The sequence below is a fragment of the Methylocystis sp. L43 genome, assembly GCF_015709525.1.
Lineage (GTDB): Bacteria > Pseudomonadota > Alphaproteobacteria > Rhizobiales > Beijerinckiaceae > Methylocystis.
Genome location: NZ_JADNRA010000017.1, coordinates 46,761 through 66,507, shown reverse-complemented (window position 1 = coordinate 66,507; position 19,747 = coordinate 46,761). Strand labels below are relative to the sequence as shown.

The 19,747-nt window shown below is 63.6% G+C and carries 21 protein-coding genes; 11 read left to right on the top strand and 10 right to left on the bottom strand.

The window, feature by feature from the left end:
• Positions 1-42 precede the first annotated feature (42 nt).
• The 4 genes from IYX23_RS03105 to IYX23_RS03090 form a co-directional block, all read right to left on the bottom strand.
• Positions 43-705, bottom strand: coding sequence for a DUF2497 domain-containing protein (locus IYX23_RS03105; protein WP_196391979.1), 663 nt, complete (start codon positions 703-705; stop codon positions 43-45).
• A gap of 136 nt (positions 706-841) precedes the next feature.
• Entirely contained in the window at positions 842-2,308 is a 1,467-nt protein-coding gene (locus IYX23_RS03100; RefSeq protein WP_196391980.1) for a TolC family outer membrane protein, read from the bottom strand.
• Positions 2,309-2,420: 112 nt separating this feature from the next.
• On the bottom strand, positions 2,421-3,125 hold the full coding sequence (locus IYX23_RS03095) for a protein-L-isoaspartate O-methyltransferase (RefSeq protein ID WP_196391981.1): 705 nt from the start codon (positions 3,123-3,125) through the stop codon (positions 2,421-2,423).
• 81 nt (positions 3,126-3,206) lie between these two features.
• Entirely contained in the window at positions 3,207-3,689 is a 483-nt protein-coding gene (locus tag IYX23_RS03090; RefSeq protein WP_196391982.1) for an Rrf2 family transcriptional regulator, read from the bottom strand.
• A gap of 169 nt (positions 3,690-3,858) precedes the next feature.
• Here IYX23_RS03090 and IYX23_RS03085 point away from each other — a divergent pair, with 169 nt between their 5' ends.
• A complete protein-coding gene (locus IYX23_RS03085; protein WP_196391983.1) occupies positions 3,859-4,662 on the top strand; it encodes a sulfite exporter TauE/SafE family protein in 804 nt (267 codons plus the stop codon).
• 30 nt (positions 4,663-4,692) lie between these two features.
• Positions 4,693-5,676, top strand: a complete 984-nt coding sequence (cysK, locus tag IYX23_RS03080; RefSeq protein ID WP_196391984.1) for a cysteine synthase A — start codon at positions 4,693-4,695, stop codon at positions 5,674-5,676.
• 158 nt (positions 5,677-5,834) lie between these two features.
• Here the strand turns inward: cysK and IYX23_RS03075 are convergent, their stop codons facing one another.
• Both IYX23_RS03075 and IYX23_RS03070 read right to left on the bottom strand, forming a co-directional pair.
• Positions 5,835-6,245, bottom strand: coding sequence for a hypothetical protein (locus IYX23_RS03075; RefSeq protein ID WP_196391985.1), 411 nt, complete (start codon positions 6,243-6,245; stop codon positions 5,835-5,837).
• A gap of 35 nt (positions 6,246-6,280) precedes the next feature.
• Positions 6,281-7,231, bottom strand: coding sequence for an aspartate carbamoyltransferase catalytic subunit (locus IYX23_RS03070; protein WP_196391986.1), 951 nt, complete (start codon positions 7,229-7,231; stop codon positions 6,281-6,283).
• 232 nt (positions 7,232-7,463) lie between these two features.
• On the opposite strand from IYX23_RS03070, the gene nadA reads away from it, so the two are divergent.
• The 5 genes from nadA (at position 7,464) to IYX23_RS03045 (ending at position 12,521) form a co-directional block, all read left to right on the top strand.
• Entirely contained in the window at positions 7,464-8,564 is a 1,101-nt protein-coding gene (gene nadA, locus IYX23_RS03065; protein WP_196391987.1) for a quinolinate synthase NadA, read from the top strand.
• A 38-nt stretch (positions 8,565-8,602) separates the two neighbouring features.
• Complete coding sequence (locus tag IYX23_RS03060) at positions 8,603-9,223, top strand: DUF4202 domain-containing protein (protein WP_196391988.1); 621 nt, start codon at positions 8,603-8,605, stop codon at positions 9,221-9,223.
• 7 nt (positions 9,224-9,230) lie between these two features.
• Positions 9,231-10,775 (top strand): L-aspartate oxidase, encoded by a 1,545-nt coding sequence (locus IYX23_RS03055; protein ID WP_196391989.1) that lies wholly within the window; start codon positions 9,231-9,233, stop codon positions 10,773-10,775.
• Positions 10,772-11,623 (top strand): carboxylating nicotinate-nucleotide diphosphorylase, encoded by an 852-nt coding sequence (nadC, locus tag IYX23_RS03050; protein ID WP_196391990.1) that lies wholly within the window; start codon positions 10,772-10,774, stop codon positions 11,621-11,623. The genes IYX23_RS03055 and nadC overlap by 4 nt, the downstream gene beginning before the upstream one ends.
• Before the next feature lie 115 nt (positions 11,624-11,738).
• Positions 11,739-12,521 carry a class I SAM-dependent methyltransferase gene (locus tag IYX23_RS03045; protein ID WP_210330460.1) on the top strand — a complete coding sequence of 261 codons (783 nt, stop codon included), beginning with the start codon at positions 11,739-11,741 and terminating at the stop codon, positions 12,519-12,521.
• Here IYX23_RS03045 and IYX23_RS03040 read toward each other — a convergent pair.
• Positions 12,515-13,399: a ChbG/HpnK family deacetylase gene (locus tag IYX23_RS03040; protein ID WP_196391991.1), complete on the bottom strand. Its 885-nt coding sequence runs from the start codon at positions 13,397-13,399 to the stop codon at positions 12,515-12,517. The two genes, IYX23_RS03045 and IYX23_RS03040, sit on opposite strands and share 7 nt — an antisense overlap.
• 91 nt (positions 13,400-13,490) lie before the next feature.
• Here IYX23_RS03040 and IYX23_RS03035 point away from each other — a divergent pair, with 91 nt between their 5' ends.
• From IYX23_RS03035 to murJ, 3 genes are all read left to right on the top strand, one after another.
• Complete coding sequence (locus IYX23_RS03035) at positions 13,491-14,453, top strand: glycosyltransferase family 2 protein (RefSeq protein ID WP_196391992.1); 963 nt, start codon at positions 13,491-13,493, stop codon at positions 14,451-14,453.
• An 80-nt stretch (positions 14,454-14,533) separates the two neighbouring features.
• Entirely contained in the window at positions 14,534-14,944 is a 411-nt protein-coding gene (locus IYX23_RS03030; protein WP_196391993.1) for a hypothetical protein, read from the top strand.
• A gap of 41 nt (positions 14,945-14,985) precedes the next feature.
• Entirely contained in the window at positions 14,986-16,515 is a 1,530-nt protein-coding gene (gene murJ / locus IYX23_RS03025; protein ID WP_196391994.1) for a murein biosynthesis integral membrane protein MurJ, read from the top strand.
• 3 nt (positions 16,516-16,518) lie between these two features.
• Here murJ and IYX23_RS03020 read toward each other — a convergent pair whose 3' ends face one another.
• From IYX23_RS03020 to IYX23_RS03010, 3 genes are all read right to left on the bottom strand, one after another.
• On the bottom strand, positions 16,519-16,899 hold the full coding sequence (locus tag IYX23_RS03020) for a DUF2267 domain-containing protein (RefSeq protein ID WP_196391995.1): 381 nt from the start codon (positions 16,897-16,899) through the stop codon (positions 16,519-16,521).
• 128 nt (positions 16,900-17,027) lie between these two features.
• Complete coding sequence (locus tag IYX23_RS03015; protein ID WP_196391996.1) at positions 17,028-17,459, bottom strand: hypothetical protein; 432 nt, start codon at positions 17,457-17,459, stop codon at positions 17,028-17,030.
• Between the two features lie 77 nt (positions 17,460-17,536).
• Positions 17,537-18,769, bottom strand: a complete 1,233-nt coding sequence (locus IYX23_RS03010) for an aspartate kinase (protein ID WP_196391997.1) — start codon at positions 18,767-18,769, stop codon at positions 17,537-17,539.
• 195 nt (positions 18,770-18,964) lie between these two features.
• On the opposite strand from IYX23_RS03010, the gene ubiG reads away from it, so the two are divergent.
• Complete coding sequence (gene ubiG, locus IYX23_RS03005) at positions 18,965-19,735, top strand: bifunctional 2-polyprenyl-6-hydroxyphenol methylase/3-demethylubiquinol 3-O-methyltransferase UbiG (protein WP_196391998.1); 771 nt, start codon at positions 18,965-18,967, stop codon at positions 19,733-19,735.
• Positions 19,736-19,747 lie beyond the last annotated feature (12 nt).

Genomic DNA, 19,747 nt, shown 5'->3' with positions numbered 1-19,747 from the left:
ATGCATGACCGCAAGGATAGCTTCGACCCGTTTAAAGCGTCGTTAAGGCTGACTCGATTTGCGCGCCGAGGCCGCCAGACGGTTTGCAGGCCGCGCGATCCGTTCAATTTCGGCGCGCACCAGCTGCTCCACGAGCGACGGCAGATTCGCCTCGAGCCATTGCTGCAGTATCGGCTGCAGCATTTCTTTTGCGCATCTGTCGAGAACGTCGCTTTCGCCGAACGCTACGCCAGCGGCGAGCGCTTGAAATTGTGACGCGACCGTCGCAGCGGACTCATCCGAAAGCAACGCCCTCTCAGCGACCGTCGCAACCTCGCTGATCTCCATGCCCGCCTCTTGGCGCTCTGCCACGCGTTCAATCTCCGATAATTCTTCGGTTTCCGTCAGTTCGGGTCCCGTCTCCTGAGGAGCGTCGCCGGCGACATACACCAGCCGAACCTCCCCTTCGTCTTCGATCCCGTCGTGCAGAGCGTCAATGAACGGCGGTTCGTCCTCGCGTCGCTCGAGTACGGGCGCGGGATAGGCGCTGCGCGCCCCCTCGATGTCGCGCGCACGCCGGCGATCATCGCGACGCACGTCCGGCAGGCTGTCGTCGTCGGCGATGATACGACGGATTGAAGCGAGAATTTCCTCCATCGACGGCTCGTTCGCGCGCGCTTCGTCCTGCAACGAATGCGACGGGGCGGATGCGTTCGCTGCGCTCATGGAGTTCTGCCGCTTTGCGCAAAGGCCGCGCATGAGGGTGGACCGGATCTCTGACCGCGCAAGAACCGCGAATCAACTTGGTCCGAGAGAATTCCACACTTTTCGCGCTATGATGTCACCCGCATTCGCGAAAATCTTATCGGCCGTCGGGCGTGTCGATACCGAACCACAGGTCGTGCACCTGATTGAGATGAACGCTCGGGTCATAGAGCGCGACCGCGAGGTCGAGTTCCTGCGCCGACAAGCGTCCGATCGACCCCAGCGCCGCATAAGAGGCCACGACGCGATCGCGCTGCGAGGTGACGAGGTTGACCCTGGCGTTCAGCAGCGACTGCTGCGCATTCAACACATCGAGCGTCGTGCGTTGCCCGACCTTGGCCTCTTCACGCACCCCGGCGAGCGCGGTCTCCGCCGCCTTCACCGCCGCCTGTCCAGAGATAATCGACGCCTTGGCGGTGTCGAGGAGCCCGTAGCTCGAAACGACGCTTGCGCGGACGCTCTCGCGCTGAACGTCGGCATTTAGCCGCGCCTGGCCGAGTTGCTCCTTGGCTTGGCGAATTGAGGCATATTCGACGCCGCCCTGATAGAGCGGGACATTCAACTGCGCTGTCGCTGATGCAGTGAACTGCTTCGATCCCGGCAATCCGAGAAACGAGTCATATTGATTCGACACCTGGCCGTTGACGGAGAGGTTGGGCGCCAGCGCGCCTTCCGCGACCTTGACCGCGAGCGCCGCCGCGTCCACCTGATGAAAGGCCGCGGTCACGCCGGGATGCTCCACCAATGCGATGGCGATCGCCTGCTCCAGCGACTTCGGCAATAACGGCTCGAGGCTGCGCCCCGGCTCAAGGTGTTTTGGCTCAGCGCCGATGATCTGGCGGTAGTTCGCCATGCTGTTCTTGAGCTGCGCCTGCGCGGCATAGAATTCCGAACGCGCCAGCGCGACCGAAGCTTCCGCCTGGGACACGTCGGTTCGAGTCACTTCGCCGACCTGGAACCGATCGCGGCTCTGCTTGAGCTGTTCCTCAAGCACCGAAATGTTGTTTTTGCGCAGCGACACCACCGCCGTGTCGCGCAGCACGTTCATATAGGCGGTTGCGCCGTTCTGAAGGGTCGCCTGCTCGGTCAGGCGCATGGTCGAGCGCGCCGCGAAGACGCCCGATTCCGCCTGGCGCACGGAGTTTTCCGTGCGGAAGCCGTCGAACAGCGTCTGCGACATGTTCAGCGTCGCGCCGCGTGGGTACCCCACGTAGGTGTCCTGAAAATCGCCGCTCGCGCCAGCCGCGGCGCCCGCCTGTTGGCTGCTGCTGCCGCCAAAGGGAATCTTGATCGCGGCGTATTGCGCGCCGTACTGAGCCGTGATGCTGGCTTTCGGTCGAAGGCCCGATTTTGCTTTCGGCGCGTCTTCATCGCGCACCCGCACATTGGCGCGGCTCTGGTTGAGATCCGGGTTGCCGTAATAGGCCCGCGCCAGAGCCGACCTAAGGCTCTCCGCAGAGGCCCGGCCCGGCGAAAGAGCGACGGCTGCAAGCGCAAATGCCGCGGTGCAGGACAGGACGTCGGCCGACCGCCGCCACCCGAGGCCAAACCCGTCGCTTCTCATTTTCTCAACCTATCCTCACGCGTCGACCTGCGCGCCACTCTACGGCGGCGACCCGTCTCAACGATGACACCGAACGCAACGCTAGGAACGCGATTGAGGCGAAATGGCGGCGCTAGAGGTTGAAGGCTGGCGCATGTTCGAAGCCATCGAGCACCGGCGCCGTCGCCGAGAACAACGGCAGTTCGCCCGCCGCACGGCCGTCCTGGCGCTCAAAGCGCACGACCTGCTGGCCGGCGCGCGTCTCGGGCGTGACGATCGCCAGCAGCCGACCATCGGGCGTCAGCTGTTCAAACAGCGCCTCGAGTCCTGCCTGAACGCGGCCTTGAATAATGATGACGTCATATGGGGCGCCGCCGGCGAAGCCTTTTTCAAGAGGCCCCAGCTCAAATTGCACATTGTCGCAGCCCAGGGCAGCGAGTCCCGTCTTGGCGCAGTCGGCCAGATCTGGATCGCATTCCAGCGCGACAACCTTGTCGGCGAGGCCAGAGAGCAGCGCGGACGAGTACCCAACGCCTCCAATATCGAGCACCCTATCGGTCGCTTTGACGTCGGCGCTTTGAAGCATCCGGGCTAATACGAGCGGCGGCAGCAGGTTGCGTTTGCGTCCGCTGGCGCCTTTTACGGAGATCGCCAAATCCGAATAAGCGACCGAGGCGAGCGAGTGCGGCAGGAAAATCTCGCGCGGCGTCTCGAGAAAGCGCTCAAGCAAGGGCACGTCGGTCACATCGAACGGACGAAGCTGGCGTTCGACCATGGTGTGGCGCAAAGTCGCTGTCGCCTCGCCCATCTTCGTCACTTGCGCCACCCTGTCCAACATTCGCATTCCGGCCTTGCGCCGGCCCCTTGGAGGAGATGCTGCGGCGCAAGAATCTGCCGCCGGCGTTTTATAGGCGCCGGCTCACGCCATGTCCATGGCTTCGCGCACAGTTCCCCCGCCGACGAGCAGACGAACGCCGTCGCCGCTCTCGCCCAATCCGCGCATCTGCTCAAGCGACGTCTTGTCGAGCACTTCGGCGATCGCCTCTCGCGCCCGCAGCATGACCAGGCGAACCGCGCATCGCGTCTCGTCCGTGCAGTCGTCGCAACGACGGTAGACGGTCTTACTTGCGCATTGGATAGGCGCCAGCGGTCCGTCGAGCGCGCGCACGATATTGCCAACGCCTATGTCTGAAGGCGGCCGCGCCAACATATAGCCGCCGCCTTTGCCTTTTTTCGAATGGACGAAGCCAGCGTTGCGCAGTTCGCCTAAAATTGCATCGAGAAACTTCTTCGGAATCTGGTTGGAGGCGGCGATCTCCGCGACCAATGCGGTTTCTCCCGGCCGCACCCCCGCCAGGTGAACCATGGCCTTGAGGCCGTATTTGGCTTTTTTTGTCAGCATTCCCGTCATGACCTTTAGGGCCGAGGTCCGAACCGGACGCCCTTTTGCGCCGACATACTACTGCAGTCGACCGGCATGTTCATCTTTTCCCCAAATGCGGCGCGCGCCAGAATTGACAAAGTTGACTATCTTTATAGAGTAGAACTAGCATTGCCGACGAAAGAAAGAAATGCCCGCCTTTTTGGACGCGCTCAACGCGATCAATCTCCTCTACTCCGCTTCTGGCTTCTTCGTCGGCGCGCTTGTCGGATTCACCGGCGTCGGCGGCGGCTCGCTGATGACGCCGATCCTGATGCTGGTTTTCGGCGTGCCGCCGACGACCGCCGTTGGCACCGACCTGCTTTACGCCGCCGTCACCAAGACGAATGGCACGCTCGTTCACGCCCTGCACGGGACGGTCGACTGGCGCATCACCCGCCGGCTGGCCTATGGCAGCGTGCCCGCGAGCGTCGCGAGTCTTCTCGTCCTCTCTTGGCTCGGCAAGTCCGGCGGCCATGCGGCCAATGGGCTCATCACCTCGGCGCTTGGATTCGCGCTGCTGCTGACGGCCTTCTCGATTCTCTTCCGGCGGTGGATCCTCGATCACATCGCGAAACACACGAACGACATGAGCGATCGGCGCTTGTTGTGGCTGACGGCGATTCTCGGCGTTCTTCTCGGCGTGCTGGTCTCGATCTCTTCGGTCGGCGCCGGGGCGATCGGCATGACTGTGCTGCTGGCGCTGTATTCGCACACCCCGACGGCGCGTCTTGTCGGCTCCGATATCGCCCATGCCGTGCCGCTGACGCTGATCGCCGGCTTCGGGCACTGGCTGATGGGCGGCGTCGACTGGTTGCTGCTGCTTTCGCTCCTCATCGGGTCTCTTCCAGGCATCGCCATTGGCGCCCATTTCGCTGCTCGGGTTCCCGACCGCTACCTGCGGCCGGCGCTTGCGAGCGTCATGGCTCTGGTCGGAATCAAACTATCAATCTAGACCTCATTCTTCTTTCTCTGGGGGCGAGACATGTCTCAGGCTGTACCAAGCTTCACGCCGCCGGCCAAACCTGGCCGAGGCCGCATCTATGATTCCATCACGCAGACGATCGGCGATACGCCGCTCGTCCGGCTTGATCGATTCGCGCGCGAGCGCGGCGTGAAGGCCAATCTCCTCGCCAAACTCGAATTCTTCAACCCGATCGCGAGCGTCAAAGACCGCATCGGCGTCAGCATGATCGAATCGCTCGAAAAGAGCGGCAGGATCACGCCGGGGAAAACGGTGCTGATCGAACCGACGTCAGGCAACACCGGCATCGCGCTTGCCTTCGTCGCCGCCGCGCGCGGCTATCGACTCATTCTCATCATGCCGGAATCGATGTCGATCGAGCGGCGCAAGATGCTGGCGCTGCTCGGCGCCGAACTTGTGCTCACCCCCGCCTCGCAGGGGATGAAGGGGGCGCTCGCCAAGGCCAGTGAACTCGCCGACCAAAATCCCGACGCCGTCATTCCCCAGCAGTTCGAAAACCCCGCCAATCCCGAGATTCACCGCGTGACGACGGCGGAGGAAATCTGGAACGACACCAATGGCGAGGTCGACTATTTCGTGTCGGGCGTCGGCACTGGCGGCACGATCACGGGCGTCGGCCAGGCGCTGAAGGCGCGCCGGCCCGGCTTGCGCGTCGTGGCCGTGGAGCCGGAAGATTCGGCCGTGCTTTCCGGGCGCCCGCCCGGCCCCCATAAAATCCAAGGCATCGGCGCGGGCTTCGTGCCGCCCATTCTCGATCGAAGCGTCATCGACGAGATCGTCACGATCGGCAATCAGACAGCATTTGAGACGGCGCGGCTGCTCGCTCGGCTGGAGGGGATTCCCGGCGGCATCTCATCGGGCGCCGCCGTCGCCGCCGCCTTGGAGATCGCCAGCCGCCCCGAGGCCGAGGGCAAGAATATCGTTTTGATCATCCCGTCCTTCGCCGAGCGCTATCTCTCGACGGCGCTGTTCGAAGGGTTGTAAGGGCAACGCGCCGAACGTCGGCGCGCGTTCCTCAGGCTTTGGGCGATTCCCGATCACATGGAAACATGTGATCGATAGGGTACCGCTCAAAGCGAAAATGGTGGAGCAGTTTCTCATCGAAAAAGCTGTCAACTTTTTCGGGGCCTGCTCTATGGCGATCAGCTGCGCTTGCGCCTTTGCGGCTGCTTGGCTGCCGGGTTCGCCGCCTGCGGCTGCTTCGCCACGGGGCTCGGCGTCGCCTGCGCGACCTTGCGGCGATGCATCGCCCCGCGCGCATAAGCGCCTGCGACATAGCCGACCGCGACAATGATAATGTAGACGATCACCAGGAAGCCGCCGCGTTGATTGGCGGACGCCGCCCGTTCGAGAAGGGCGATGACTTCGGTCTGGTCGATAAATTTGTCGGCGACGATTCCGCAGACAATGCCGACGATCGGCACGAGCCAGGACGGCGCCCGGAAATAGCCGAGCGCCGCGGCGAGAAGAAACGCCACGAGCCCGAAGACGTGCAAAAACTCGATCAAGATTGACTGGATGATGAGCCCAACAAAGCGGATGAGCTTGATCATTTCTACTCCCCTACGATCATTGATTTTGGAGAAGCTTACACATTTGGCAGGTGCTGCGCGAGCGCTTCGAGCACCGCCATGCGCACCGCAACGCCCATCTCGACCTGTTCGCGGATAAGCGAGCGCGCGCTGTCGGCGACGGCGGTGTCGATTTCCACGCCGCGATTCATCGGTCCGGGATGCATGACCAGCGCATCGGGCGCCGCATAGGCCAGCTTCTCTTCGTCGAGCCCGAAGAAGTGGAAATATTCGCGGGCGCTCGGCGTCAGCGCGCCGGCCATGCGCTCGCGCTGAAGGCGCAGCATCATAACTATGTCAGCGGCCTCAAGTCCGCGCCGCATGTCGTGAAACACTTCGACGCCCAGCCGCGACAGACTATCCGGCGCAAGCGTCGAAGGCCCGACGACGCGCACGCGGGCGCCAAGCGCGCCAAGCAGCAGGATGTTTGAGCGCGCGACGCGTGAATGGAGAATGTCGCCGCAGATCGCGATCGTCAGCCCCTCGATGCGCCCCTTATTCCGCCTGATCGTCAGCGCGTCGAGCAGCGCCTGCGTCGGATGTTCATGCGCGCCGTCGCCGGCGTTGACGACGGAACAGTCGACCTTTCGCGCCAGAAGATGCGCCGCGCCGGCATGCGCATGGCGAACGACGATGATATCCGGCCGCATTGCGTTGAGCGTCACCGCCGTGTCGATCAGCGTCTCGCCTTTCGACTCGGAGGAGCGCGCGACCGACATGTTCATCACGTCGGCGCCCAGACGCTTGCCGGCGATCTCGAAGGACGCCTGCGTGCGCGTTGACGATTCGTAAAACAGATTGATTTGCGTCCGCCCGCGCAAACTCGAACGCTTCTTGTCGACCCGTCGCGACACTTCGATCGCCTCCTCGGCCATGTCGAGAAGGGTGACGATGTCAGGACGGGTCAATCCTTCAATGCCGAGAAGGTGGCGGTGCGGGAAAGAAGCTTGCGGCGCCCCTGATTGCATGCGCCGTCTATAGCAGCTTTGACCCGCGCCGAAAGCGTCCATCCGCCGCCGTCCCTAGCCGTCTTTCCCTTGACATATACTCGTGCCGAGCACATGTCTTGCGCGACGAAGTTGCGAGATCCTCGTCCGCGGCTTAGTCTCGAAACTTGAGCGCTCCGAGCGGGGATCCGTCTCGGAGATTTATTGGGGGCTACTTATACTCAAGTTGAGTATAAGAATGGGGCGCCAGACGATGACACTCTTGACCAACGACGTTCGAAGCGCGCCGAGCGCAAGGCGAGAGCCTCCGGCGAACGCCCTTGGCGTTGGCCCGCGCGGCCGCTTTCCGGCCCTTCCCCGCCCTGATCTGGAATGGACGCCCGAGGTTCAAGCCGCGACCGCGCATCTCTACGAGCGCGTGGCGCGAGTCATTCCGCCCGTCGAATGGCCGTTCCACGCCCCTTATGTGAAGGCGATCAACGATCTCAAACATGTGCGCAACGCCACCATCCTTGCGCATAACTACATGACGCCGGAGATCTACCACTGCGTCGCCGATCACATCGGCGACAGCCTGCAGCTCGCCAAACTTGCCGCGAAATCCGACGCCGACATCATCGTTCAGGGCGGCGTGCATTTCATGGCCGAAACCTCGAAGCTGCTCAATCCGAACAAGGTCGTGCTCACGCCGGACATGAAGGCGGGCTGCTCGCTTGCGGAGTCGATCACCGGCGCCGACGTGCGCGCCCTGCGCAAACAATATCCCGGCGTTCCCATCGTCGCCTATGTCAACACCTCAGCCGACGTGAAAGCCGAGGTCGACATCTGCTGCACCTCGTCGAACGCGGTAAAAGTCGTCGAGAGCCTCGGCGCCGAGCGCGTGATCATGGTTCCCGACCGCTATCTGGCGCAGAACGTCGCCGCGCAGACGAAAGTGAAGATCATCGCCTGGCGCGGCGCCTGCGAGGTGCATGAGCGCTTCACCGCCGAAGAGATCGAGAATTATCGCGCCGATCATCCCGGCGTGCAGGTGCTTGCCCATCCTGAATGTCCACGAGAGGTTGTGGAAGTCGCCGATTTCGCCGGCTCGACGGCGGCGATGATCGATTTTGTGCGCAGCAGGAAGCCGGCCCGCGTGCTGCTCGTCACCGAATGCTCGATGGCCGACAATGTCGCCGCCGAAACGCCGGACGTCGAATTCGTGCGGCCGTGCAACTTCTGCCCGCATATGAAGCGCATCACGCTGCCGAAAATCCTCGACAGCCTGCTTTACGTCCGCGAAGAAGTGACCGTTGATCCCGCAGTGGCCGAGCGCGCGCGCCGCAGCGTGCAACGGATGATCGATCTAGGCTAGACTGCGGGCCGCTTGGCCTGACTTGAACAGGGCGGACAATGTTGGCGCTCGATGCGACGATTGCGGCCATCGACGCCGCCAATGCCGACGATCCGCGCCGGCTCGAGGGCCGAGCCTTTGAGCAGGTCTACGCCGAGCGCATGAGCGCGCGACTTGCCGCGCTCTACCCTGACGCCTCCGATCTGCTGAAGATTGCGACCCGCGCGCAACATCTGCGGCGCTGGGAGATCGCCCGTGCGGATTATGAGGAAGGCCGTCGCGGCTACAACGAATGGCGGCGCGCCTGCCGCATCCACCATGCCCATCTGGTCGCGGAGATCATGCGCGCGCATGGCTATGACGAAGCGGCCGTCGCGCATGTCGGCGCGCTGATCCGTAAGGAACAGCTCAAGAAAGACCCGGAGTCGCAGGCGCTCGAAAACATCGCCGCGATCGTCTTTCTCGAGCATTACTTCGAGGAATTTCTGGAAAAGCACCGCGAGTATGCCGACGACAAGCTCGTCGACATTCTCGGCAAAACCTTGTGCAAAATGTCGCCCAAGGGCCATGCGGCGGCCCTCGCCCTGCCCTTGCCGCCGCGCGCGCGCAGCCTGGTCGAAGCGGCGATCGCCCGTGAGGCCGCCGCGCTCGCGCGGCTCGCTGCAGTCGCAGTCGACTAAACGGTCGATGCGCGAGAATTTGCCTCCCATCATCATCATCGGCGGCGGGCTCGCGGGCGTGTTCTGCGCGCTCAAAATGGCGCCGACTCCGGTGGCGATCTTCGCGCCGACTCCCGTCGGCTACAGCGGCTCGTCCTTTTGGGCGCAGGGCGGCATCGCCGCGGCCGTCGAAGAAGGCGACACGCCGGAAAGCCACGCCGACGACACGGTGGCGGCGGGCGGCGGCCTCGTGGACCGCGACATCGCGCTCGGCATGGCCCAGGAAGCGCGCGCACGCGTCGAAGACCTCGCGGCGATGGGAACCCCCTTCGATCGGTCGGCCCTCGGCGCCTTTCTCCCCTCGCAGGAGGCAGCGCATTCGCGTCGTCGCATCGTGCGTGTCCAGGGCGATGTCGCCGGGCGGGCGATCATGGACATCCTCGCCAAGGAAGTCGCCAGAACGCCTTCGATCCACATCGTCGAAGGCTATTCGGCGCAGGAGATCATCGTGCGCGGGGGGCGCGCGGTTGGCGTGCGCGCCCGCGACAACGCCGGCATGATCCATGAGACGCCCTGTTCGGCGCTCATTCTCGCGACGGGCGGGATTGGCCATCTGTACCGGGTCACGACCAACCCGTTGGAGGCGCGCGGCATCGGCGTCGCTATGGCGGCGCGGGCGGGCGCGCTGATCGCTGATGCGGAGTTTGTTCAGTTTCACCCGACGGCGATCGACATTGACGCCGATCCGGCGCCGCTCGCGACCGAGGCTCTGCGCGGCGAAGGCGCGACGATCGTGGATCGGGATGGCCGACGCTTCATGCTCGACATCGATCCAAATGGGGAGCTTGCGCCGCGCGACATTGTCGCCCGCGGCGTCTTCGCCAGCGTCAAGGCCGGAAAGGGCGCGTTTCTCGACGCCCGCTCGGCCATCGGCGCCGAATTCCCGACGCGCTTTCCGACAGTTTACGCAAGTTGCATGAGCGCCGGGATCGATCCCTCGCGCGAACTTATTCCGATCGCGCCGGCGGCGCATTACCATATGGGCGGCGTCTGGACCGACGACCGCGGGCGCACGAACCTCGATGGCCTCTGGGCGGTCGGCGAAGTCGCGTCGACCGGCGTTCACGGCGCGAACCGGCTCGCGTCCAATTCTCTTCTCGAGGCGATCGTTTTCGGCGCCCGCGTCGCGGCGGACGTGCGCGCGACGCCGCTCTTGCCGGTCGAATGGCGCCCGAAGGCCGAGCGCATGGAGCCGGCGCCGCGCGATCGTGATTTTGCGGTCATCGAAGAACTGCGCGATCTGATGTCGGCGAATGTGGGCGTCATCCGCAACGGCGCCGGGCTCGCGGTCGCGGTAAGGTCGATCCGGCGCATGATCTCGCGGACGAGCGATATTGAGGCGCGCAATATGTTGACGACGGGTCTGTTCATCGCGGCGGCCGCGTTCCAACGACGCGAGAGCCGTGGCGCGCATTTTCGTTCCGACTTTCCGCAGCCGGTCCCCGCGCTCGCGCGCCGCTCGCTCACGACGCTCGACGCCGCCCTGCGCACCGCCGACAAGGTCGAGTCATGATCGCCGATTTGCCCCCGATGCTGATCGAGGCGGCGGTTCGCGCCGCGCTCGTCGAAGATTTGGGGCGCGCCGGCGACGTCACGACGCAGGCGACCATCCCCGCACGCGCGCAGGCCCGGGCGGGAATTGTCGCGCGCGATTCGGGCGTCGTCGCCGGACTTCAGGCGGCGCGCGCCGCCTTCGCGCTCATGGACCCTCAAATCATCTTCGAAGCGCAGGCGGCCGATGGCGCCCGCGTCGAGCCGGGAGCGCTCGCGGCGATAATTTCGGGCCCGGCCAGGCCCATTCTCTCTGCGGAGCGGGTGGCGCTGAATTTTCTTGGCCGACTGTCCGGCGTCGCCACGCTCACGGCGCGCTACGTCAGCGCCATCGCCGGAACATCCGCGCGAATCTGCGACACGCGCAAAACCACGCCCTTGTTGCGCGCCTTGGAGAAATACGCCGTTCGATGCGGCGGCGGCGTCAATCACCGCTTCGGCCTCGACGACGCCGTGCTCATCAAGGATAACCACGTCGCCGTCGCTGGCGGCGTCGTTCCGGCGCTCAGAGCCGCCAAGCGGAATATTGGCCATCTCGTCAAAATCGAGATCGAAGTCGATAGGCTCGACCAGCTGCGCGAGGTGCTCGACGAGGGGGCGGACGCCGTGCTGCTCGACAATATGACGCTCGACGATCTGCGCAGCGCCGTGGCGCTCGTCGGCGGCCGCATGATCTGTGAAGCCTCGGGCGGCGTGACGCTCGCGAGCGTCGAGGAAATCGCGAAAACCGGCGTCGACTTTATTTCCGTTGGCGCCCTGACGCACTCCGCCCCGGTCTTCGATTTCGGCTTAGACACTGAATTCGTTTGAAAGTATCTGGCGCCGGGACTTCAGCGGCGGGCGGCGGCCTATCGCTTCCTTGGCGAGGCTCGCGCTGCTATAAGCCATAAACCCTTTCGCGGACCCTCGAGAAACATCAAGAGCCATGCCCTCGTCCTTCGCCCGCAAGCTGATCAATCGAGTGCGGCGAAGGCTTTGGAGCTCTCCGCTCTCATCAATCCCGTCGCCTCTGCGGGCGGAGGCGACGCGCGACAAAAGCCTCGCAGCCGAAATCGGGGACTATGAGCGCGCCTTCGGCTACGCCCATAGCGCGGGATCGATGCCCCTACGCACCTTGCTGCGCATCGAGCGCCTGCTGACCGGAACGGAGATCTTCTCAGCCGAAACGGGCTGCGGAAAATCCACCATCTTTTTTTCGCGCATCGCCGAACGGCACAAGGTTTTCTGCTTTGACGATCGCGGACAGCAAGCGTCCAGCGTCGACTATTTCATGAACTGTCCCGCGACGCGTCCGGACCGCCTCGACCTTGTCTTTGGGCCAACTCAGCTCACGCTGCCGCGACACGAAGACCATTTTCGCTACGACCTTGTCCTGATCGACGGTCCGCACGGCTTTCCGTTCCCCGAACTCGAATATTATTACTTCTATCCGCACCTGAAGACGGATGGGCTGCTCGTCGTCGACGACATCCACATTCCAACCATCAGCCGGCTTGCGGACTTCCTGAGCGAAGATCACATGTTCGAAAAGGTGGAGTTTGTCGGCTCGACCGCGATCTTCCGCCGAACCGACGCCCCGGTCTTCGATCCGCTAGGCGACGGATGGTGGCTTCAGGCCTTCAACCGCCGACGCGCGCCGTTCTCAAAGGACATCTATTTGCAGGACGGCAAGAAGCGGGCGCCGATCTCCTTCGAAGGGATCTACTGAGCCGCCGCATGCTGGGCGCTTAGGTTCCGGCTCGCCTGCGACAGACGACCCAAACGCAGACCGCGCTTCTCCAGCATCTCCGGCAGTCGAGTCGACAGCAGGAAAGCAAGCTCCTGCTCGCGGGTGATCGTCACCGGATCGAGCCTTCGCAGCTCTTCGTCGACATGGCCAGGATGGCACATGATGAGATGTCTGCTGCCGGGCGCTCGAAGATAGCTCTGAAAAATCTTGGCGTAATCGAAGCTTGGGTGGAAATTCGAGAATCCGGCGAAGCCGTCGTTGACGCCGAAGCCGCGCTGGCGCACCTCCCGGCGAAAGCCGCTGGCCAGCGAGAGCGTGGAGAGCGCCTTGCGGGCGTTGATGCCGCGCAAGAGAATGCGATGTAAGCCATCCCCGGCGTCGCGAACCCAGGCCCGGCCGCCCAGCTTTCTCGCCTCCATCGCATCGAGCAGCGCCGTCCTGATGCCGGGAAGGACGTGAATGTGCTGGTGCCCGTCGACATGATCCGGGGGGCGGTCCATCACCGCTTCGAACCGGTCGAACTGCCGATTGATCTCGGTGCGGATCTCGTCCATTGGCAAACGCCGGCCGAAAGCCATCTGGACAACTTTGGAGAGCGGCGGAAACTCTCCATTGGGCGCGAACTTCGGCATCGACGAGAGAGGCCGCCCGAGGGTGAGATTGAAATGCAGGCCGACGTCCGCGTTTCCGCCGCGGCGAGACAGCTCCAAGCCCATCGCCGGCCAGCGCGGACCATTCACCAAAGCCGAAACCGCAGTGAGCCTCCCCGCGTCGAGCGCTTCCAAAATGCCGGCGCTGACCCCATAAGACAGGCTGTAATCGTCCGCGCAAACCGCAACAATCTGGTTATCAACCATCGCCCGCTCCTCTGCGCCGCCCAAGCGGCTTCGCCTTTGCTGCGCCCGTTAATCCTATGCTCCGCCTATAAATATTGGTTTAAACGCCGCCATGAACAGGCCCGATCTATCGTTCGTGATTCCCGTCTTCAACGAAGCCCAAAATCTTCGCGCTCTCGCGGCCAGACTCGCCCTGGCCGTTGACGCATGCGACGCCTCCTATGAAGCGATCTTCGTCGACGACGGCTCCAGCGACGAGAGTCTGGAGATATTACGCGAGCTCTGCGCCGAGGAGCCGCGCTTTCGCGCTCTGTCGCTTTCGCGCAACTTCGGCAAGGAGGTGGCGATCGTCGCGGGGCTCGACGCCACGCTCGGACGCGCGGTCGTCATCATGGACGCCGACCTGCAGCACCCGCCGGAAGTCATCCCGCAATTCATCGAGAAGTGGCGGGAAGGCTATAAGAACGTCTACGGCGAGCGCATCGACCGAGCGACCGATCCCAAGCTGCGCGCGGCGTTGACGCATGTTTTTTACCGTTTGCTGGAGAATTTTGGCGACGTGCGCCTGCCGCCGGGCGCCGGCGACTTCCGCCTGCTCGACCGGCAGGCGGTCGACGCGCTGCTGACGATGCGCGAGCGCGCGCGCTTTAATAAGGGCCTCTTCGCCTGGATCGGCTTCAGATCGATCGGCGTGCCTTTCGACGTCGAAGGCCGCGCCGGCGGAACGTCAAAATTTAATTTCCTTCGGCTTGCGCGATTTGCGCTCGACGGGCTGATGTCCTTTTCGTCGATTCCGCTCAAGGTGTGGACCTATGTAGGCTTGGCGATTTCCGCCTTCGCGATCGCGATGGCCGGCTATTATTGGGCCCGCACCATGGTTTTGGGCGTGGATACGCCGGGCTTTCCCACTCTGGTGGTCTCAATCGCCTTCTTCTCCGGCGTTCAGCTGATTTCGCTTGGCGTGCTCGGCGAGTATGTCGCCCGCATCTTCAATGAGGTAAAGGGAAGGCCGCTCTATCTCGTCGCCGAGAGGCTGGGCGAGAACGACGTAACCAACGCCAAAGCGGGCGACTAGGGCGTCGACAAACTGAAAGCGCGCGGGCTTTCGCAGATGCCTCGCGCTGCAACTGCACAAAGGGGACGAGGCGTGCATCTATGAACACCGAGCGCCGTTCGCCATTGCGCGGCAGAAACCTCTTGATCGCCGCGGCCTTGATTGCGCTATTCGCCGCCTTCGGCGTCCGCATGTGGCGCTTCGTGGCGGCCCCCGCCGTGCCGACCCTGCTCGACGGCCTCCCCGAATCGAAGACCGAGGCCGATCAGCGGCTCTTCCAGGCGCGGCTCGCCAAACGCTTTCACGTGGGTTCGACGGAAGTCGACGATCTCATTGATGAGCTGCGCGACGAAGGATTCACGGTGGATGCGGATCAGGATGTCGCCACATACGAACGCCGAGCCGATATTTCCGACAAATGCCGACGCAGCGCCAACATTCGCTGGTCTCGGGGCGAAGGCGACGAGCTCGCCACGATCACTGGCGGATACTCCCTGCACTGTCCGCACTGACGGGAGCGCAGGCTTAACCGAATCCTGCTAGGACGATTGCGATGATTCGCAATCTGCTCTCGGTCGGCGGCTTCACCCTGCTCTCGCGGGTGACGGGCTTTCTGTCGCTCGCCATGCAGTCGGCGATCATGGGCGCGGGCGCCGTTTCGGACGCCTTCTTCATCGCGCAACGCCTGCCCAACAGTTTTCGCGCGATCTTCGGCGAAGGCGCGTTCAATGCGGCTTTCGTTCCATCTTATTCGATGGCGATCGAGCAGAAGGGCGACGCGGCGGCCGAGGAATTCGCCGGCGAAGTCTACACGCTGCTCCTCGCCTCGCAGATCATATTGCTCGCCGTCGTCTGGACGCTGACGCCCCAATTCGTCTCGCTGCTCGCGCCGGGACTCGACGACCGGCCGGAAAAATTCGCGCTCGCCGTCAATCTGACGCGCATCACCTTTCCCTATCTGCTCTTCATCACGCTCTTCGTCTTGCACATGGGCGCCTTGAACGCGCGCGGCCGCTTCGCGCTTCCTGCCTTCGCGCCCAATCTGATGAATTTTTCTGTGATGGCGGCGCTCGCCGTCGCCTTTCTATTCCCAAACGCCGGCTATGCGGCGAGCTGGGGCATCACCATCTCCGGCGTTCTGGAGCTCGGACTGTTGATGTGGCAAGCGCGGCGCATTGGCGTTCTGCAACGCTTGCGCAAGCCGCATTGGGCGCGCGTGCGCGATTTCTTCATTCGCCTGGGGCCTGCGATTATCGGCTCGGCAAGTCCGCAGATCGCCGTGCTCGCCGACACAATTCTCTCGTCGATGCTTCCCGACGGCGGCGTGTCGTCGATTTCTTACGCGGAGCGGCTGTACCAGCTTCCGGTCGGCGTCATCGGCATCGCCGCCGGCACGGTGCTGCTGCCGGAGATGAGCCGCCGGCTCGCGGCGGGCGATGAGGCGGGCGCGCTTCACGCGCAGAGCCGAACCATGGCGCTTACCGTCGCGCTGGCGGCGCCGTTCTTCATCGCCTTCGACACGATCCCCGAGTTGATCGTCGCGGGGCTCTTCCAGCGCGGCAAATTCTCGGCGGCCGACGCCTACGCCGCCGGGGACGTGCTCGCCGCCTATGGCGCCGGTCTCATGGCGCTTGTGCTGATCGCCTCGGCGCGCGCGAGTTTCCAGGCGCGCGGCGACACAAGAACGCCGATGCTCATCGCGCTGGCGGCGCTCGCCGCGAATGTCGCGTTGAAGATCGTGCTGTTTCGACCGCTTGGCGCGGTCGGGCTCGCGACGGCGACGTCGGTCGGATTGTGGATCAACCTCGCCGCGCTCGTCGGACTCGCGCTCGCCCAGGAAGGAATGCGATTCGACGCCATTTTCGTGAAGACGCTCGGCGCGACATTTGTGGCCTGCGCCTGTCTCGCCGCGGTCGCCATTTTCGGCCGTTCATCCGCCTTGGCGCTTGGCGCGCATTTCGGCGCTCTCGCCAATCTCGTCGCGCTCACCGCGCTCGCGCTCGTCGGCGCGCTCGTCTACGCCGGCGTCCTTCTCGGGGCGCTGCGCGCGAGCGGCGTGACGATCGCAAGCCTTAGACGATAGGGATCAAACGAACTGCGCGATGCCTGGGATCGAATCGACGATCTCCCGCAGCTTTTCCGGCCCGACTTGCTCTTCGGCGTAGCCGAAAATCTCATGGCCCAGTTTTGGAATCTGGCTCATATCGACGCCGGCGCCATTCAGCTTGGCGGCAAGGCCCATCAGCCCGCCCATGCCCCCCATCAAACCTCCAAGCCCGCCCCCGCCGCCTACGGATTCAGCGGACTGGATCGCCTCAGGGGCGCCGGGAAGCTTTTCGAGTAACTCCGATACGGCGCCGTCGCGCGACTCCTTTTGAAGGAAGCCCAGAACAAGACCCACCGCCGTCCTGGCGACCTCTGCGTCAACGCCAAGGGCCGCCGAGACGCGCGCCACCAGTTCATCCATTGCAGGCCTCCGCTTCGCAAACCGAAAGACGCCGGACTGTCGCCGCGACAGGAAGGAAAATCAAGCGTTCCGATTGCGTTTATACACGCGACGGATGGCTGACGCGCGAGCGCGCGTCAGCCCGACAGTTACGCCCGTTGGCGCAGATCCGTCGGCGAGTCGGTACGCTCACGCAGCGCCGGCAGAATGTTCCTGATCTTCTCGGCGCCCTCGGGACCAAGAATGTCTTCTGCGCGATTGATCACTTGGCGAACCAACGCGTCGGTTTGCGCTTCACTGATTCCGAGCTTTTCGAGCTGTCCGGCAAGAATGTTCAGATCGGCGCGGCCGTGTCCGATAAAGCTCGTCATGCCTTCGATGACTTGAGTGACGCCGCCGTCGCCGACCGACTGCGCCGCCTCGATGTCTTGCTGCGCGCGTGGCATCTTGGCGATCATTACCTGCATATTGCCGGTCGTGTCCTTGTCGCGAAGAAAACTGAGGACGAGGCCGATCGCCGCTTTAGCGACGGTCGGATCAAGCTTCGTCTCGGAGACGACGTTACTGGTAAGCTTTTCCATGGGACATCCTCCACGAACCATTTGGTTGCGGTAGATGTCGCGGCAACGCTGTCCTTCAAGCGTAGCCATACCGCCCACTAAGCGGCGTCGAGGCCGTAGAGCGAGTGCAACGTGCGAACGGCGAGTTCCGTATAGGCCTCGTCGATCAACACCGAAAACTTGATTTCCGACGTGGTGATGGCGCGAATATTGACGCCCTTCTGTGACAGGGCGCGAAACGCCTCCGCAGCGACGCCGGCGTGGCTGCGCATGCCAATCCCGATTGCGGAAATCTTGGCGACATCCTTCTCACCCGTAATGCTCGCAAATCCGATGGCGTCCTTGACCTTTTCGATAATTGCGAAGGCGCGCTCGTAATCAGCGGTTCCTACGGTGAAGGTCATGTCGGTCATGCCCTCCTCGGAGACGACCTGCACAATCATGTCGACGTTGATTCCGGCCTCGGCCAAGGGCATGAACACCGCAGCCGCGACGCCCGGCTTATCGGCGACGCCGCGAAGCGTGATCTGCGCTTCGTCGCGCGAGAAGGCGATGCCTGTGACGACCTGGGCTTCCACAATGTCCTCCTCGTTGCAGATCAGCGTCCCCTGCCCCGGATTTTCGGGATCATCAAAAGACGAGCGCACATAGGTCTGCACGCCATGCACCATCGCGACCTCGACCGAGCGCACCTGCAGGACCTTCGCGCCGAGCGACGCCATTTCCAGCATCTCTTCGAAGGCGATCTTGTCCATGCGCCGCGCCTTCGGCACGACGCGCGGATCGGTGGTGTAAACGCCGTCGACGTCCGTATAGATGTCGCAGCGGTTGGCCTTGATCGCCGCCGCGATGGCGACGGCGCTTGTGTCCGAGCCGCCACGTCCGAGGGTCGTGATCCGCCCGGTTTCACGGTGCACGCCCTGAAAGCCGGCGATGACGGCGACTTCACCGCGGTTGAGGCCTTCGATGATGCCCGAGCCGTCGATCGATTCGATCCGCGCCGCGCCATGCGTGGAGTTGGTGTAGATCGGCGCCTGCCAGCCGAGCCAGGAGCGCGCGGGCACCCCCGACTTCTGCAACGCCATCGCGAGAAGCCCGGCCGTCACCTGTTCTCCCGAAGCGACGACGGCGTCATATTCTCGCTGGTCACAAAGCGGCGCCGCCTCCCTGCACCAGGCGACAAGCTCATTGGTCTTGCCGGCCATCGCCGAGACCACCACAGCGACCTCACGCCCAGCATCCACCTCGCGCTTCACATGGCGCGCGACATTGTGGATGCGTTCGACAGTGGCGACCGAGGTGCCGCCGAATTTCATAACCAGGCGTGACATGGAGACCGAAAATGGGCGAGACGCTCGCGTCTTGCGGGAAGCGGCGCTATATGTGTCCGCGTCGGCGGACCTGTCAACGGCAGCGCTCCGCCAAGGGAATCATGCGCAAGCTTTCGTCCTTCGAGGCGCGGGCTTCGCGCGCTCCTCAGGCTGAGGAGCTTGCACATATTTCTCCGCATCTTCGCGAGGTTTCTCTTGCCCCAACAGTCCGCTCCCCACTCCGCCAGCGTCGATCCCGAAGACGTCGCGCGTTTCAACCGCCTGGCCGAGCTCTGGTGGGACAAGAATGGCAAGATGGGGATTCTCCACGAGATCAATCCCATTCGAGTCGCCTATATCCGCGATCACGTGCGCCGGCTCATCCGACATGACGCCAGCGCATTGAACGCGCCCGGCGACCGACCGCTGGAGGGCGTGCGCATCGCGGATATCGGCTGCGGCGGCGGCATATTGAGCGAGTCGTTGGCGCAGCTCGGCGCTCATGTGACCGGGGTCGACCCCGCGACCAACAACATCGCCATCGCGAAACGGCACGCCGAAACGTCCGGGCTGGACATCGATTATCGCAATATCACCGCCGAAGACCTCGCCGCGGCCGGCGAACAGTTCGACGCAGTGGCGGCGCTCGAAGTCATCGAGCATGTGGAAGGGCCGCGGGAATTCGTCGCCATGCTGGGGCGGCTGCTGAAGCCCGGCGGGCTCCTCTTTCTGGCGACGATCGACCGGACGACGAAAAGCTATCTGCTGGCCATCGTCGCCGCCGAATATGTGCTCGGCTGGGTGCCGAAAGGCACCCATAACCATGACAAATTCATCCGCCCGGACGAACTCTCATCATGGGTGCGCCAGGGCGGCATGCGGGAGATCGATCGCGTGGGGATGACTTTCCAGCCGCTGACGAGAAGCTGGCGAAAAAGCCACGATACGGACGTCAATTACCTGATGGCGGCTCGAAAAGAAGGCTAGACTCGCGCCAGC